General features: G+C 35.5%; 10 protein-coding genes. 5 read left to right on the top strand and 5 right to left on the bottom strand.

Going from position 1 to position 17,230, the window contains the following annotated elements:
- Positions 1-101 precede the first annotated feature (101 nt).
- From pgmB to ACNO7W_RS08430, 3 genes are all read right to left on the bottom strand, one after another.
- Complete coding sequence (gene pgmB / locus ACNO7W_RS08440) at positions 102-758, bottom strand: beta-phosphoglucomutase (RefSeq protein ID WP_417937777.1); 657 nt, start codon at positions 756-758, stop codon at positions 102-104.
- 3 nt (positions 759-761) lie between these two features.
- On the bottom strand, positions 762-2,123 hold the full coding sequence (locus ACNO7W_RS08435) for an MFS transporter (protein ID WP_417937776.1): 1,362 nt from the start codon (positions 2,121-2,123) through the stop codon (positions 762-764).
- 188 nt (positions 2,124-2,311) lie between these two features.
- The gene (locus ACNO7W_RS08430) at positions 2,312-3,337 is read right to left on the bottom strand and encodes a LacI family DNA-binding transcriptional regulator (protein ID WP_417937775.1); all 1,026 of its coding nucleotides are present in this window, start codon (positions 3,335-3,337) and stop codon (positions 2,312-2,314) included.
- A gap of 234 nt (positions 3,338-3,571) precedes the next feature.
- Here ACNO7W_RS08430 and ACNO7W_RS08425 point away from each other — a divergent pair, with 234 nt between their 5' ends.
- The 5 genes from ACNO7W_RS08425 to ACNO7W_RS08405 all read left to right on the top strand — a co-directional run bounded on the left by ACNO7W_RS08425 (position 3,572) and on the right by ACNO7W_RS08405 (position 13,360).
- On the top strand, positions 3,572-6,511 hold the full coding sequence (locus ACNO7W_RS08425; RefSeq protein ID WP_417937774.1) for a SusC/RagA family TonB-linked outer membrane protein: 2,940 nt from the start codon (positions 3,572-3,574) through the stop codon (positions 6,509-6,511).
- 17 nt (positions 6,512-6,528) lie between these two features.
- Positions 6,529-8,127 (top strand): RagB/SusD family nutrient uptake outer membrane protein, encoded by a 1,599-nt coding sequence (locus tag ACNO7W_RS08420; RefSeq protein WP_417937773.1) that lies wholly within the window; start codon positions 6,529-6,531, stop codon positions 8,125-8,127.
- A gap of 22 nt (positions 8,128-8,149) precedes the next feature.
- Positions 8,150-9,262: a SusE domain-containing protein gene (locus tag ACNO7W_RS08415; RefSeq protein WP_417937772.1), complete on the top strand. Its 1,113-nt coding sequence runs from the start codon at positions 8,150-8,152 to the stop codon at positions 9,260-9,262.
- 61 nt (positions 9,263-9,323) lie between these two features.
- Positions 9,324-12,662: an alpha-amylase family glycosyl hydrolase gene (locus ACNO7W_RS08410; protein WP_417937771.1), complete on the top strand. Its 3,339-nt coding sequence runs from the start codon at positions 9,324-9,326 to the stop codon at positions 12,660-12,662.
- Positions 12,663-12,670: 8 nt separating this feature from the next.
- Positions 12,671-13,360: a hypothetical protein gene (locus ACNO7W_RS08405; RefSeq protein ID WP_417937770.1), complete on the top strand. Its 690-nt coding sequence runs from the start codon at positions 12,671-12,673 to the stop codon at positions 13,358-13,360.
- A 353-nt stretch (positions 13,361-13,713) separates the two neighbouring features.
- Here ACNO7W_RS08405 and ACNO7W_RS08400 read toward each other — a convergent pair whose 3' ends face one another.
- Both ACNO7W_RS08400 and acs read right to left on the bottom strand, forming a co-directional pair.
- The gene (locus tag ACNO7W_RS08400; protein WP_417937769.1) at positions 13,714-15,162 is read right to left on the bottom strand and encodes an IS1182 family transposase; all 1,449 of its coding nucleotides are present in this window, start codon (positions 15,160-15,162) and stop codon (positions 13,714-13,716) included.
- Positions 15,163-15,311: 149 nt separating this feature from the next.
- Complete coding sequence (gene acs / locus ACNO7W_RS08395) at positions 15,312-17,219, bottom strand: acetate--CoA ligase (RefSeq protein ID WP_417937768.1); 1,908 nt, start codon at positions 17,217-17,219, stop codon at positions 15,312-15,314.
- Positions 17,220-17,230: the final 11 nt, after the last annotated feature.

Genomic DNA, 17,230 nt, shown 5'->3' with positions numbered 1-17,230 from the left:
TTAAAAATTCAATGATTTAAAAATTTAAAGATTGTTCTGATTCGTATACAATCTTGTCCTTTTTTTACTTTTTTGAATCTTGTTTCTTTATTTTTTTGACTCTATTCTTTAATTAAATCTTCTATGAAGCTCGTGTCTATTGCTGTGAAATCTTTAAAGATGTATTTTGCTTCATGTAGAATGGCTGTTGAGCCAATTCCTATACTAGTCATTTTTCCAATATTGGCTGCTTGAACTCCTGCAACTGAATCTTCAAAAACAATGGCATCTTCTGGATTTATATTTAATAATTTAGCAGCAATCAGGAAAACTTCCGGATCCGGTTTTGCGTTTGTCACATCATTACCATCTACAATAGCATCAAAATAGGATAGTATTCCTGTTTTTTCTAAAATTGGTCTGGCATTTTTGCTGGCAGAACCCAAGGCTATTGATTGATTTTTGTCTTTCAAAAACTTCAAAATTTGAAAAACGCCTGGAAGAATTTCACTTTCATCCATGTCAACTAAATAGGATAAATAATCCTCATTTTTTTGAACTAACCATCTGTCTTTATCTTCTTGTGAAGCTTCCACTTTTCCTAATTCTAATATAATATCCAAAGAGCGCACACGGCTAACTCCTTTTAATAATTCATTATGTTCAAGTGTAAATCCAATATTTAATTCATTTGCGATTTTTTGCCAAGCTAAATAATGGTATTTAGCCGTGTCTACAATCACTCCGTCCAAGTCGAATATAAATGCTTTTTTATTCATTGATTATTGTTTTATTACGTCATCAACATCCTGTACTTTAACTACTAAAACAGCAGCAATCAAGAAGCTGATTCCACTAGTGACTAATGCAAATATGGCATTGTCATTGTATAAATATTTAACTAATGGTCCGCCAATTAAGGCATTGATAATTTGAGGGATAACGATAAAGAAGTTAAAAATACCCATATAAACTCCCATTTTCATTGGAGATATTGATCCGGCTAATATGGCATAAGGCATAGATAAAATACTCGCCCAAGCAATACCAACGCCTATCATGGATAGGACTAACCAGTTTTCATTGGGTACGAAATAGATAGAAATCAGTCCAATACCACCAATAATTAGTGAGATAGAATGCGTAAGTTTTCTTCCGAATTTTTTTGCGATATAGGGTAAAGCAAAAGCATAGAAAGCAGAAACCAAATTGTAAATACCAAATAGTACGCCAACCCAGTCTCCTGCATTTTGATACGCTTCACTTTTGCTATCGTTAATAGGTAAGCCATAAATGTGATGGGCTATGGCAGGAGTTGTAAAAACCCACATTCCAAAAAGACCAAACCAAGAGAAAAATTGTACCCAACTTAATTGTCTCATTGTTGTTGGCATTTTTCTAAAATCGTCAAAAATGTCTAATAAACTCGATTCTTTTTGATTGGTATCAGAAACTCTAGTCTCTTGATGTGCCATTTCATCTTCAAATTGTGCTAATTCTTCAGGAGCGTATTCTTTAGTAGTAAAAATGGGAACAAGAATAGAGCCCACAAGAATGATTGCTCCAATGACAAAAGATAAAATCAAATGCATAGGAACTCCACCATCTTCGTTTCTGTTAGTAACTCCAAACCAATTAGTCAGGACATACGGTAGCCAAGAGCCAATAACGGCACCAAAACCAATTAAAGCCGTTTGTACACTAAATCCTAGCGTTCTCTGATCTGTTCTTAAATTGTCGCCTACTAATGCCCTGAAGGGTTCCATAGCAATATTGAAAGAAGCATCCATAATCATTAACATTCCTGCACCAACCCATAAAGCAGGTAGAAACGCAATAAAAATTTCGGCTTGTGGCATTAATATTAAACCAATCGAGGCTAATAAAGCACCGACTAAAAAGAAAGGTTTTCTTCTCCCAAATTTACCCCAAGTTTTGTCACTGTAGTGTCCTATAATAGGTTGTACAATAAGTCCCATTAAAGGGGCAATTATCCAAAACCAGGATAGTTCGTGGACATCGGCACCAAAAATTTGAAGAATTCTGCTGGCATTAGCATTTTGAAGGGCGAATCCCATCTGTATTCCCAAGAAACCGAAACTCATGTTCCAAATTTCCCAGAAACTTAATCTACGCTTTTCCATTATCGTAATTTAAAAATTAATACGATAAGCGCTATGCTTATCAAAACTTGTCTTATTTTCGAAGTAAAAGTAAAAGCTTTGAGGGGGTAAATATAAAAATTTATTTTAATCTTTTACTTTTTAGAATCAAATTATGGTAAACATTTTTAACTACAAGGTTGTAGTAATGAATAAATTACATAATAATGTTAATTCGTAGATTCTCTTTCTATTAAATGTGTTTCAATTACTTCAGTTTTATAATTTTCTGCTTCATCATCCTCATGTTCTGCTTCTAATCTGTCAATGAGCATTTTTGCGGCTTTATTTCCCATTTTTATTCCGCTTTGGCTTACGGTTGTAATAGTTGGGGTGGAATACTTAGAAATAATTCCGTCTGTAAAAGCAATGACAGACAAGTCTTTAGGGACATTTAATCCTATTTTATTAGCAGTTTTAATTATGGTTACTGCAAAAAGTTCATTTACTGCAAAAACTGCGTCAATGGCCTTGTCTTCAAGTAATTTGCCAATGGTAATTTCGCAGGTGTCTACATCTTCTATTTTAATAATTAAATTTTCATTAAAGGGGATGTCGTTGTCTAGTAAGGCTTTGATGTAGCCATCAGTTCTTAGTTTTCCTACGCTTACATAATCAACAGTCGTAACAAGGGCGATTTTTTTCTTTCCTTTGTCAATCAAATTTTGAACAGCTTCATAAGCGGCTAATTTATCGTCTATAATTACTTTGTCACACAATACTTCGTTAGTTACTCTGTCAAACATTACGACAGGCATTCCTTGGTCGATAACTTCCGTAATATGATGAAAATCACCCTTGAATTGGGTTTCTTTTGAAAGCGACATAATGAATCCATCGATGCTTCCGTTAGCAAGCATTTCCATGTTAAGTACTTCTTTATCAAAGGAATCGTCAGATAAACAAATAATGACACTATACCCATTTTCATTAGCCACCTGTTCTATTCCATTAATAACTGTTGAAAAGAAATGATGGACAATTTCCGGAATAATAATTCCAATAGTTTTTGTTTTTCTGTTTTTTAAACTAAGTGCAATATTGTTGGGTTTGTAGTTGTAAAATTTTGCAAATGCCTGCACTTTTAATCTGGTTTCTTCTCCAATTTCTAAACTATTTCTTAGGGATTTTGAAACGGTTGAAATCGATACATCAAGCTCTTTTGCAATTTGTTTAAGGGTGACCTTTCTTTTCATGATAATAGTATTGTAATATTCAATTCATAATAAAGATAAGATTATTTTTTATTTATTGTATTTTTTCTCATTAAAATCAATATAAAACACAAAGTTTTCAACACTATCACGTTTTCGTAACGTGATTTGAATTGGGCTTTGTCGGTGGTTTCAATATTTACCTAAATTTGAAATTCGAAGTAAAATTAAAACTTAAAAAAACAACCAAAACTAAAATTAATTTAAACAAAAAGTATGAAAACAATTTATAAAAAGTTGTTATTTTTATTACTGTTACTGCCTTTTAGTATTCTGGCTCAGAATACTCTTAATGGGATTGTTCTTGACAAAGTATCAGGACAACCAATTCCGGGAGTAAATGTAAATGTTCAAGGCGCCACAAATGGTGTTTCAACAGATTTTGATGGTAAATATCAGTTATCAAATGTTAAGAAAGGCGATAAAGTCGTTTTTTCTTATATTGGATACAAAAATGCTGTAGTGAACTATGATTCTCAAAAATCATTAACTGTTTCTTTAGGAGAAGATGAAAATCAATTGAAAGAAGTCGTAATTCAAGTGGGTTACGGTACCGTTAAGAAGAAAGATGCGACAGGTGCAGTGACTGTATTGACAGCAAAAGATTTTAATAAAGGACCGGTAACTTCTGCGGATCAAATGATTCAAGGTAAAGTGGCTGGTTTGCAAATCATTAATGGAGGTGGTTCTCCAGGTGAAGGCGCGACAATAAGAATCAGAAGTGGTTCTTCATTGTCTGCAAATAACGACCCTTTGTATGTTATAGATGGTGTTCCAGTTGCGGCTGGAGGTGTAGAGGGTAGTAGAAACCCATTGTCAACAATCAATCAAAATAACATTGAATCCATTTCGGTATTGAAAGATGCTTCGGCAACTGCGATTTACGGTTCTCGTGCTTCGAATGGGGTGATCATTATTACTACCAAAAAAGGAAAAGCAGGTGATTTACAAGTGAATTACAATGGAAACCTCCAAGTTTCTGAAATTACTAACAAAGTAGATGCATTGACATCTACTCAGTTTAGAGATTTTATTACTGCAAATGGAAATACTGCTCAACAGGCTTTGGTTGGCGCTGCTGATACGGACTGGCAAAATGAAATATACAGAACAGCTATTGGTACAGATCATAATATTGCATTAAGCGGTGGTTCTGATAATGTAGTGTACAGAGCATCTGTAGGGTATGCGAATTTGAATGGTATCTTGAAAAGAGACAACATGGAGAGAACGACTTTAGGTGTTGGTGTAACGGGAAATTTCTTGGATAAGCATTTAAAAATTGAATTGAATAACAATACCTCTCTTATAAACAGTAATTACAGTAATCGTGATGCTATTGGTTCGGCTATTCGTTTTGATCCAACTCAAGCAGTAAGAAATGCTGATGGCACTTTTTTTCAATGGTACACCTCTCCAACTGAAATCAATCAACTAGCGGGTTTAAACCCAGTGGCTATGATTGATCAGGTTAACAAAACAGGTAATGCTTACAGAAGTATTGGAAATATTCAAACCGAGTACAAAATGCATTTTTTACCTGAATTGAAAGCAGTGGCTAATTTTGGTTACGATCAATTGAGGGGTAATTACAATGAGGTTACCGCTGCTGATTATCGTAATGGATTGAAAGGTTCTGGATTTAATAATACTGTTGAAAGAACGCAATCACGTTTTAATAAATTAATGGATTTATTCTTGAATTACAACAAAAAAGTAGAATCTATTAATACCCAATTTGATGTAACAGGTGGTTATTCGTATCAAGATTTTAGAGAGTCACTTTATGTTGCAAATTATAATTTCGAAAGTAAAAACACTACTGTTGATCCTAATTTCCCGACACGTATCAACTTGCAATCTTTCTTTGCGAGAACAAACATCAGTATTGCGGATAAGTATTTATTGACTTTGTCTTACAGACGTGATGGTACTTCAAGATTTACAGAATCTAATCGTTGGGCAAATTTCCCTGCGGTAGCTTTAGCTTGGAAACTAAATGAAGAAAATTTCTTGAAAGATGTAGCTAGTATTTCTACATTAAAAATTCGTGGTGGTTGGGGTATTACTGGACAACAGGATATTGGAGTAAGTTATCCTTCTATTCCTTTGTATTTAGCATCTAATACTGCTGCTCAATACCAGTTTGGAAGTGATTTTTACACTACCTACAGACCACAGCCATATAATAGTAATTTGAAATGGGAACAAACCACAACTGTTAATGCAGGTTTGGATTTTGGATTTGTGAACAATAGAATTAATGGTAGTGTTGATTTGTACAAGAGAACTACCGAAGATTTATTATTGTACACGCAAAATCCTTCTTTCTTCGGATTTTCAAACTTTGATAATTATAACGTAGGAACAATCGAAAATGAAGGGATTGAAATTGCTGCGGAAGTTATTCCTGTTCGTACTGAAGATTTTGAATGGAGAATAGGTGGAAACGTAACGTTCCAAGATTCTAAAATCACTAAGTTGACTACTACGCAACCTAATACACCAGGTATTAATATCGGAGGTTATGAAGGAGCTACAGGAAACACGATTCAAAATCACCAAGTAGGTTATTCACCAAGTTCTTTTTATGTTTATGAGCAAGCGTATGGTGTGGATGGAAAACCATTAGATGGTGTGTATATCGACAGAAATAAAGATGGACTTATTACACAACAAGATAAATATCGTTTTCATAAACCTGCAGCTGATGTTTTTTACGGATTTAATACAAGTATAACCTATAAAAACTTTGATATGGGAATGAACTGGAGAGGATCTTGGGGTAATTACAATTACAATAACGTAGATTCTAGCAAAGGTTCTTTCAATAACATTTTGATAAGAAATACAGATTTGTCAAACGGTGTTGAAAATGTTTTGGAAACAGGTTTTAGATCAAATGACACAAAACGTTTTGAATCCGATTATTACATTCAAGAGGCCTCTTTTGTTAGGTTAGACAATGTAAGTGTTGGGTATACTTTCAATCAAAAAGAGAATGCCTCTTCATTAGTTAAATTGACAGTATCAGCTCAAAATGTTTTGGTAATTACTAAATATGAAGGGTTAGATCCGGAAAAAGCGGATGGTATAGATGGTAATTTATATCCACGACCAATTACTTTCACGTTAGGTTTAAACGTTAATTTCTAATACAAATAACAAGAAAAATGAAAAAGACACAAATAAAATTATTGGGTATTTCTTTGTTACTGTTGGTGATGTTATTCCCATCGTGTACAGATGATTTGAACCAAGCCCCAGAAAGCTCAGTTGCGGTTCCAGGCGATGAATTTTTTAGTACTCCAGAATCGTATAAACAAAATCTGGCTAAATTATACGCAGGATTTGCTACCTCAGGTCAAACAGCTGCAGGTTCTCCTGATATCTCCGGAATTGATGAAGGAGAAAGCCAGTATATCAGAGGATTTTGGTTAATGCAGGAATTGACTACTGATGAGGCAGTTATTGGATGGAATGATGGAACAATAAAAGATTTACATTCGCAAACATGGACTTCTTTGGACCGTTTTATTACAGCCACATTTGCACGTTTCTCTTTTCAGATTGTAAACTGCAATGAGTTTTTAAGACAAACTACGGATGAGAAATTAGCGACAAGAGGTCTTGATGCTGCTTTGATAGCTGAAATTAAAACCTACAGAGCAGAAGCACGTTTCATAAGAGCATTAACATATTGGCATTTAATTGATATGTTTGGCGGAGGTTCTTTGGTTACTGAAAATTCTCCAAGTACTTTTTATTATCCTGAATATGCTACAAGAGCAGAATTGTACAAATTTGTTGATGAGGAATTAACAGCAATTATTCCAGAATTGAAAGCACCAAAATCAAATGAGGCGTATCGTGTGGATCAGGCTGCTGCCTGGATGCTACAAGCTAAATTGTACATGAATGCTAAAGTATACATTGGTACTGATAACTATGCGGGAGCGCTACCATTAATTACGAAAGTAATCGGTTCTAGCTATTCTTTGCATACGAATTACAACCAATTGTTTTTTGCAGATAATGATAAAAATGGTGCTCAAAACGAATTTATTTTTGCAATTGCTTTTGATGGTCTTCACACACAAACGTATGGTGGAACTACTTTCTTAACGCATGCGCCAGTTGGTGGTACTATGAAAGCAGCTGAATTTGGAATCAATGGTGGTTGGGCCGGAATCAGAACGACATCGGCATTTGTAGACAAGTTTAGTGAAAATACTACAGATGCAAGAGGACAATTTTATACTGATGGACAAACGAAAGAAATCGTGGAAATTGGTACATTCACTGATGGGTATGCTATTCAAAAATTTAGAAATGTAGATGTAAATGGAGTTCAGGGTTCAGATAAAGCTGGTAACTTCTCTGATTCAGATTTTCCAATTTTCCGTTTAGCCGATGCGTATTTAATGTATGCAGAATGTGCCGTAGTTGGTAAAGTAGGGGATCTTGCAACAGCTAGAACCTATGTAAATGCTTTGAGAACAAGAGCAAATGCTTCAACTATAGCTTCTCTTAACGCTGATGCAGCAGGTGCAAACTTGATTCTTGACGAAAGAGCGAGAGAATTACACTGGGAAGGACACAGAAGAACGGATTTAATTCGTTTTGGTAAATTTTCAGGTGGTAGTTATTTATGGCCTTGGAAAGGAAATGTGGCTGGAGGATCTCCAACACAATCGTACAGAGATTTATTCCCTATTCCTGCTACAGCTTTAGCATCAAACAATAAATTACAACAAAACCCTGGATATTAATAATATTAAAAATAAATAAAAAATGAAAAATATAACTAAATCAATAATTGCTTTATTCGCGGTTCTTGCCTTGTCTTGTAGCGTGGAAGATGTAGAAGATAGACCGGTAATTCAAGGAGTTGATACTCCTGAATTAGTTGCGCCTGAAAATGATAAATCATACGTATTGCTTGAAGAAAATGCTGATGACGTTGCAGAACGTTTTGTTTGGACTGCAGCCACTTATGGTGGAGATGTAGAGATTGGATATAAACTTTTGATAGATGTTAAAGGTGGTGATTTTACAAATGCAATTGAATTAGGAGGAACTTCTGGTGCAACTCAAATTGAAGTTACTGTAAGAACTTTAAATCAGGCGGTAATTGAATTAGGCGGTATACCTGATGAATTAGGTTCTTATGATGTAAAAGTGATGTCAAGTCTAACAGGAGTTGAAAAAATGATTTCTGAAACTCCATTAACTATTTTGCTTAATGCTTACACAGGATTAATTCCTTACGAGTTTACTGATTGGTATTTTGTAGGTGATGCTACTGCTGCAGGATGGAACAATAACAATAAAAACCAACCTTTATTTAGAAGCGGAACAAATCCTAATTTATATAAATTTACAGGATTTTTTAAAGCTGGAGCATTTAAATTAATTTCTACACCTGGACAATGGGCACCAATGTATGGTAAAGGTGATGGGGATGCTATTGTAGCTAGACCTACAGAAGCTGATCCAGATCCAGCATCTTTTAGTATTGCAACTGATGGATATTATACTTTCACAATGAATACAGAAACATTAAAGTATACTTTAGAAGCTTATAATGCATCTGCTGCTGCAACTTTCACTACAGTTGGTATTATTGGAAGTAGCACTCCATTAGGATGGGATGCTTCAACTGCATTGACTCAATCTGCATTTAACTCACATGTTTGGTCATTGGATTTGTTACCATTAAATGATGGTAAAGCTAAATTTAGAGCAAATAATGCATGGGATGTGAACTGGGGTGGTGATACTGCTTTCTCTGGATTTACAAACAATGGTGCAAGTGGAGGGGATCTACCGGTTGTAAAATCAAAATATAAAATCTATTTCAATGATTTAGATGGTAGTTATTTAATGATACCTAATCAGGAATAATTTATTATAACAAAGAAGGGGCTATCTTTGTGATAGCCCTTTTTTTATAAAATAAAAAGCCATGAAAAAAACTATACTTTTATTTTTGTTTTTCCTTTCAATTGCTGCAGTTGCACAGCAACAAACGGTTACGTACAGTATTAGTCCAGCCACTTTTGAGGAAACGACGGCAATCACTATTACTATCAATGGGAATAGTATAAATGAAGCGACTTGGGGAGTAACAGGAAATGCATTATATATGTGGGGATGGGCTTTTGACATAAATGACACCACTCAAAAAGGAACACCTCTTAATGGTTCTTGGACGGCTTCTGACGAAGCAAGTAGATTTACCTATAATTTGGCTAATGATACTTATACAAAAACGATTACACCTACAACCTATTACAGCACAACAGGAATAGGGAAAATAGGATTTTTGATAAAAGCCAAAGATGGAACTGGGGATAAAAAATCGCAGGATATCCTTGCAGAAGTTGGTGCTTTTCAAGTTAATTTAACAGCTCCTTTACAAAACAGTTCCTCTATTATTACCTCAGGAGGGAGTTTAAGTATTGCAGCTAATAATACCAATGGAGTAGCTGCTTACAATCTAAAATCGAATGGTGTAAGTATTAATACAAACGGAAGTACATCCGGCTACTCTTTTACTCATACAAATATTACAGGCAATCAAAACTATGAATTGGAAGTTACTCAAGGAACTACAGTTATTACTAAAAAATTCAGTGCCATTGTAAATCCGGGAACTGTAAGTGCTACTATGCCTGCAGGTTTGTTGGACGGAATCAATTACAATACTGGTGACGCGACAAAAGTAACACTGGTGCTGGATGCCCCGCTAAAAGACTTTGTCTATGTAGCAGGAACTTTCAACAGTTGGCAGCCTACGGCTTCTTATTCGATGAAAAAAGACCCTGTGTCAGGTAAGTTTTGGTTGGAATTGACAGGTTTAGTTTCGGGTACAAATTACACCTATCAATATTGGGTGGTTGATGCAACGCCTATCGCTAATACACCTTCTTTGGTAAAGACGGCGGATCCTTATTCTACTTTGGTTTTGTCTCCTTATGATGATCCGTATATTCCAGCTTCTACATATCCGAATCTTCCGGTATATCCCGTTGGACAGGAAAGAGAAGTAACCGTTTTACAAACTGGACAAACGCCTTACGCATGGAGTAGTGCAACGACTAATTTTATTAAACCAGCCAAAGAAAAACTAGTAGTTTATGAACTTTTGGTTCGAGATTTTGATGCTAATAGAAGCTATCAAGACTTGATTAATAAAATCGATTATTTCAAAAACCTGAAAGTGAACGCCATTCATTTAATGCCTGTCATGGAATTTGAAGGCAACGAAAGTTGGGGGTATAACACCTCCTTTCATATGGCTTTGGATAAATTTTATGGGACTTCGGAAAAATTAAAAGAACTCATTGATTTATGCCATCAAAACGGGATTGCCGTGATTTTGGATGTCGCTTTGAATCATGCCTTTGGACGAAATCCTATGAACCGAATGTGGATGAATGACCCTGATGGCGATGGTTGGGGAAGCCCTTCATATGAAAACCCTTACTTTAATACGGTTGCGAAACATTCCTATAGTGTCGGGGAGGATTTTAATCATCAACAACCCAGAACTCAATATTACGTTCATCGCGTAATCAAACATTGGATTGAAGAATATAAAATTGATGGATTTCGTTGGGATTTGACCAAAGGATTTACACAAAATTGCACTTCTGGGGATGATGCCTGTACGAATGCCTATCAGGCCGACCGGGTTGCCATTTTGAAAGACTATGCCGATTATTCCTGGGGTTTGGATCCGACACATTACACTATTTTCGAACATTTGGGAACAAATACTGAAGAACAGGAGTGGGCCAATTATAGAATCTTTGAAACGCCAAGCAAAGGGGTGATGATGTGGGGAAAAATGACGGATCAATACAATAATTTGACGATGGGTTATGCCAGCAATATTTATAATATGACTAGCACTAGCCGTGGATTTACCGCAAACAGATTGATGGGTTATGCCGAAAGTCATGATGAAGAACGACTGATGTACAAAAATTTACAATTTGGGAATAGTACGAATGCCTCCCATAACGTGAAAACATTGAATGTTGCCCTGTCGCGAATGTCTGCTTTAGGGGCTGTTTCATTGTTGGTTCCTGGGCCTAAGATGATTTGGCATTTTGGTGAATTAGGAATGGAGAACTCCATTTACAGCTGTAATAATGGAACCGTTAACGACAATTCTACCACAATATCGGGTGATTGCAAACTGGACACCAAACCACAGCCGCAATGGACAAACAACTGGCTTGGCGATGCCAATAGAAATAAGGTCTATACCGATTGGACAAAAATAATCGCTCTGAAAACAACAGATCCCGTGTTTTTAGGAACGGCAACCATAAACAACACCAGTTCGTTGTATCCAAATATTAAAATTGCCAATAGCGCTTTATTACCAACGCAGCTCAAAGATGTTTTGATACTGGCCAACTTTGATGTGACAACACAAAATGTGGCCACTGGTTTTCCGTACACCGGAATTTGGTATAATTTGATGGATGATACGTCCATTAATGTTACCAATGTTAGTGCAACGATTGCCATTCCGGCCGGGGGGTATAAAATATATGGAAATAAAAAATCCTTATTAGCCGATAAAGATTTTACCTTGCCGTCAAATAATTTTACTATTGAATCAAAAGGCGAATCTTGTGTAAATGAAAATAATGGGGAAATAACTATCAATGCCACTATAACTCATCCCTATGTGGCCACTATAAATAATAAAACTTACGATTTTATCAATAATAGCTTGTCAGTCTCCAATTTAGCTCCTGGTATTTATAATGGATCTATTTCTGTTCTGGGAGAAACTTTTGAACAAGGCTTCACGATTGTTATTCCAAAAGGGACAACCGTTACGGGAAAATCAAGTGTTGTTTCGAACAAGGTTGCTGTTGAAATAGTTGAAGGTACGGCCCCCTATAAAATTTTTGTAAATGGGAATGCGCAATTTGAAACCCCTTCTCCCACTTTTTCAGTAGAGATTAAAAAAGGGGATTTGTTGGAAGTAAAAACAGCTAAACCATGTGAGGGAATTTATTCAAAAGGAATAGATGATTTAATAGGGTTCGTTTCATCCTATCCAAATCCTACAGCCGGAAGATTTGAAATCACATTGCCTATCTCCAGAAAAGAAGTTGTTATAGATTTGTACACCTTAAGCTCTCAATTAATTTCAAGAGGAACCTATTCTGTTGTAAACGGAAAAGTTCAGCTAAACTTGGAAAACGAATCTGCAGGAATTTATATTGCAAAAGTCTATTTGGACACCCCTGTATATCTGAAAATCATAAAAAAATAAAAATGAAAATGAAAAAGTTTATATATGTAGCTGTCATTGGGTTTTTGTCAATTTCTTGTGGAGGAGGCGATGATCCAGTGCCTACGCCTAAAAACGAAGCGCCCACAGTACCAACATTAGTTGCTCCGGCAAATAATAAATTATGTGTAGATAATTTGGTTAGTTTTCAATGGAATGTGTCTACAGATTCTAATAATGATCCCATAACCTATCAAACCCAAATAGCAAAAGACAATCAATTTTTGCAAATTGTAAAGACATTGGAAGGCCCCGCTAACTCTCAAAATATCTCATTAGAGAAGGGTGTAGCTTACTATTGGAGAGTTAAAGCAACGGATAATGAAAATTTATCAAGTGATTATTCCTCCATATACAATTTTTATACACAAGGAGAAGCAGTAGTAAATCATTTGCCTTTTTCTCCAGAACTTGTGCAGCCTGTTTTAAACGCCGTATTAAATACAGCAACAGCAACATTGAAATGGAATGCAAGTGATGTTGATGTAAATGATACCCTTGTTTTTGATGTGTATTTTGGGACAGACAATCCGCCTATATCAAAAGTAAGTGAAAACTTGGTAACCAATACTCTAGACGTACCATTAGCTGCTTCAAAAGAATATTATTGGAAAGTCGTAGTTAAAGATGATAAAGGAGGAGAAACGATAGGTCAAACATGGAAGTTTAAAACAAATTGAGAATTTTTTTAGCTTTGACTTTGTTAAAAAAGTACTTAAAGAACAACTGTACGCCTTCAGATCTATCTCGTGAAAGTGCATAACGAAAACAATCCGGTAAAAGTGATGAAGTTTGTGAAAAAATAAAACATTTAGTAAGGGAAAAAGGCTGTCAAGAAAGGAGGCCACTGAAAAACATCGCTTATTTTGATTAGCGTCGTTTTTTAGACAATAAAAAAACGCTTGTAACAGGATTTTTAAACATCCCTTACAAGCGTTTTTCTTTTTGTAACTGTTTTTTATTGTAGGTTGTGTCAGCCGATTTTTGACTGATAGAGGTTCATTTTGCATAATGCGCGTGTAGCTTGCATTTCCTACATTAATTTCAGTATTCTTTTTAAGTTGACTGCAAAAATTGCTATTGCTCCTTGCATTTGCATATTGGTAATGCCATACGATATTGCTCTATCATAACCATGTACATTTTTTAATTCACTGTTTTTCGCTTCTATTTTGTATCGGTGTTTTGCTTTTTCTTTGCAATAGTCAGTGTCTTGAAAGCTGATTTGTTCTTGGTGTAAGTCTGATTTTATCGATACAGAATATGTTTTTGTCTTGGCTCCGTCTTTATAACAACCCTCTTTTAAAGGACAAGACTTGCATTTTTCGACATCAAAATAGTAGGTTTGTACTTGATTCGTTCCAATGTTTTTTTTACCCTGAAGAGCCTTTCGTATAGCCATATGACCTGCAGGACAAACAAACATATCGGCATCTTTATTGTAATCAAATTTATCTTCGTCTTTTCTAAATCCTTGTGTTATGGAAGGATTTAGACGCGCTACTACTTTAATGTTTTGCTCACTTGTGAGTTTAAGATTTTCTTTCCCTGAATAGGCTGCATCGCCAATAATTGTATCTACATCAATTCCATTTTCTTGACTAATTTCTAAAAGTTTAGGTAATTCTGGTCCATCTCCTTTTTCTCCTGATGTTACTACAGCTGCTGTAATGATACGTTCTTCAGTCATTGCTAAATGAGTCTTATATCCAAAGAAGGAACTATCAGCGGATTTATGACCCGTTTTAGCATCTGTATCTTTTGATAACGTAAAATTTTCCTGAGTGTCTTCTATCGTTTCTTTTAGCAAGTTTAATTTTTCTTTCACGGCAGGTATGGAACATAAAGATTGTTCTTTTTCTAGCCGTTTCTCCAACTCTTTACAATAGGCCAATTCCTTTTCCAATTCATTGGTGTTGTTCTTCTCTGGCATGCGTTCTTTCCATTGGTCATCAAATAAATAAACCGTTTTTCGTAGTAGTTTGGAACGTTCACGCAATACTTCAATTGCCGAAAATGGATTTGATCTCGATAAAGTATGTGTGGCATCAACTATAATAGACTTGGAGCGTATGATGCCCTTTTCAACGGCTATAGATACCGTTTTACCAATCAATAGATTTAGTAAGTCGGTGTCTTTCAAACGGAGTTTTCTAAATTTTGTCAACGAACTAGAATTTATGACATCTTCTTCTGGTGCCATTTCCAAAAAATACTTAAAGGACATATCAAAACGGGAACGCTCCACTACATCAACATCTGAAACGGTATAAATCGTTTTCAGAAGCAAATACTTGAACATACGCACAGGACTTTCTGCTGTGCGACCATTATTTGTACAGTATTTATTTAGCAACTCATCGTAGATAAATGAAAAATCTATCAATTCATTGATTTTCCTTAGCATATTATCCTTGGGAACAATTAAATCATATAACGAAGAATACGGACTGAACTGAATTTTTTGTTGCTGAACTAACATCTAAAAGGCCTTATGGTTACAGTTAAAAATACGAAAAAAAGGAGCAGAAAACTTTGATTTCTACTCCTTTTTATTAACAATATATTCTTAAAAAGACTTTTCAGTGGCCTCCAAGAAAGACAGCCTTTTTTATAGCTAAAAACTAAAATTTAAATTTTGCCGTCTTTGATTTCTTCCACAATTTCGGGATTCAACAATGTTGAGGTGTCTCCAAAATTCGAATAATCTCCTTCTGCTATTTTGCGTAGAATTCTACGCATGATTTTTCCGGAACGGGTTTTTGGTAAACCAGAAACAAATTGAATTTTATCCAACTTGGCTATTGGTCCAATGTGATTGGAAATTTGTTGATTAATCTCTTTGGTTAGATTTTCTCTATCACGATATTCCCCAGTTTCTTTCAGTATTACAAAGCCATACAAGGCATTTCCTTTGATATCATGAGGGAAACCTACAATCGCACTTTCAGCAACTGCGGGATGTTCATTAATCGCATCTTCTATAGGTGCAGTTCCTAGATTGTGCCCAGAAACAATAACTACATCATCTACACGACCTGTAATTCTGTAATACCCTACTTCATCACGCAAAGCACCGTCACCAGTGAAATATTTCCCTGGAAAGGTAGAAAAGTAAGTGTCTTTATATCGTTGATGATCTCCCCAAATGGTTCTGGCAATTCCAGGCCAAGGGAATTTAATACATAAACTTCCGGTAACTTGATTGCCTTCTATTTCATTGCGTTTTTCATCCATCAGCACGGGCTGAATTCCGGGTAATGGTAAAGAAGCATAGGTTGGTTTTGTTGGGGTCACAAAAGCAATTGGTGAAATCATAATTCCTCCTGTTTCGGTTTGCCACCAAGTATCCACAACCGGACATCTTTTATCTCCAACATGGTCATTGTACCAGTGCCAAGCTTCTTCGTTGATGGGTTCTCCTACAGAGCCAATTACTTTGAGAGACTTTAAAGGATATTTTTGCACATATGCTAAGCTTTCTTTTGCCAAAGCACGAATAGCCGTTGGTGCGGTATAGAATTGTGTTACTTTGTGTTTTTCGATTACTTCCCAAAAACGACTAAAATCAGGATAGGAGGGAACGCCTTCAAAAATAACTGTTGTCGCACCATTCAATAATGGACCATAAAGAATATAAGAATGTCCGGTAATCCAGCCAATATCAGCCGTACACCAAAAAACGTCATTTTCTTCATAATTGAATACATTCTTGAAAGTATAGGCGGTATACACCATATAACCTGCAGTGGTATGTACCATTCCTTTTGGTTTTCCGGTAGAACCAGAGGTGTAAAGGATAAATAATGGGTCTTCAGCATCCATGATTTCAGCTACATTATTATCAGAAGCTTCTTCTAAAAGGGGTTGCAACCATTGGTCACGACCTGCTTTCATATTTACGGAAGTATTGGTTCTTTTTACTACCAAAACGTTTGAAATACCAGGACAGTTTGCTAACGATTCGTCAATGATTCCTTTTAAATCAATGGTTTTGTTACCGCGATAACCACCATCTGAAGTGATGACCATTTTACAATCGCTATCATTAATTCTGGTGGCTACAGCTGAGGCCGAAAATCCTGCAAAAACAACCGAATGGATGGCTCCAATTCTGGCACAAGCCAAAGTGGTTATGGCCAATTCAGGAATCATTGGTAAATAAATACAAACACGATCTCCTTTTTTTATGCCTTGTTCGCGCAACACATTTGCCATTTTGCAAACACGTTGGTGTAATTCATTATAGGAAATATGTAACGCTTCTTCCTTTGGATCGTTAGGTTCAAAAATAATAGCGGTCTTATCGCCTTTTTTGATAAGATGCCTGTCAATACAGTTTTTAGTCATATTTACTTTAGCTTCAGTAAACCATTTTATTTCAGCTTCGGCCATATTAAAATCGACAACTTTGTCCCATTGTTGGTACCAAGTGAAATTTTCGGAAGCAATTTTGTCCCAGAATTTTCTAGGCTCACGGACTGATTTTTTATATTCTTTAAAGTATTCTTCTAAATTGTTAATTTTATAGCGACTCATATTTTAGATAA

Source organism: Flavobacterium sp. ZB4R12, from assembly GCF_048276375.1.
Classification (GTDB): domain Bacteria; phylum Bacteroidota; class Bacteroidia; order Flavobacteriales; family Flavobacteriaceae; genus Flavobacterium; species Flavobacterium gawalongense.
This window is presented reverse-complemented; position numbering and strand designations above follow the sequence as displayed.

What these genes read in the sequence shown, in the direction of transcription:
- acs (WP_417937768.1), bottom strand. Translation starts at nt 17,219, where the DNA reads ATGAGTCGCTATAAAATTAACAATTTAGAAGAATACTTTAAAGAATAT.
- ACNO7W_RS08415 (WP_417937772.1), top strand. Translation starts at nt 8,150, where the DNA reads ATGAAAAATATAACTAAATCAATAATTGCTTTATTCGCGGTTCTTGCC.
- pgmB (WP_417937777.1), bottom strand. Translation starts at nt 758, where the DNA reads ATGAATAAAAAAGCATTTATATTCGACTTGGACGGAGTGATTGTAGAC.
- ACNO7W_RS08400 (WP_417937769.1), bottom strand. Translation starts at nt 15,162, where the DNA reads ATGTTAGTTCAGCAACAAAAAATTCAGTTCAGTCCGTATTCTTCGTTA.
- ACNO7W_RS08410 (WP_417937771.1), top strand. Translation starts at nt 9,324, where the DNA reads ATGAAAAAAACTATACTTTTATTTTTGTTTTTCCTTTCAATTGCTGCA.
- ACNO7W_RS08425 (WP_417937774.1), top strand. Translation starts at nt 3,572, where the DNA reads ATGAAAACAATTTATAAAAAGTTGTTATTTTTATTACTGTTACTGCCT.
- ACNO7W_RS08435 (WP_417937776.1), bottom strand. Translation starts at nt 2,123, where the DNA reads ATGGAAAAGCGTAGATTAAGTTTCTGGGAAATTTGGAACATGAGTTTC.
- ACNO7W_RS08405 (WP_417937770.1), top strand. Translation starts at nt 12,671, where the DNA reads ATGAAAAAGTTTATATATGTAGCTGTCATTGGGTTTTTGTCAATTTCT.
- ACNO7W_RS08430 (WP_417937775.1), bottom strand. Translation starts at nt 3,337, where the DNA reads ATGAAAAGAAAGGTCACCCTTAAACAAATTGCAAAAGAGCTTGATGTA.
- ACNO7W_RS08420 (WP_417937773.1), top strand. Translation starts at nt 6,529, where the DNA reads ATGAAAAAGACACAAATAAAATTATTGGGTATTTCTTTGTTACTGTTG.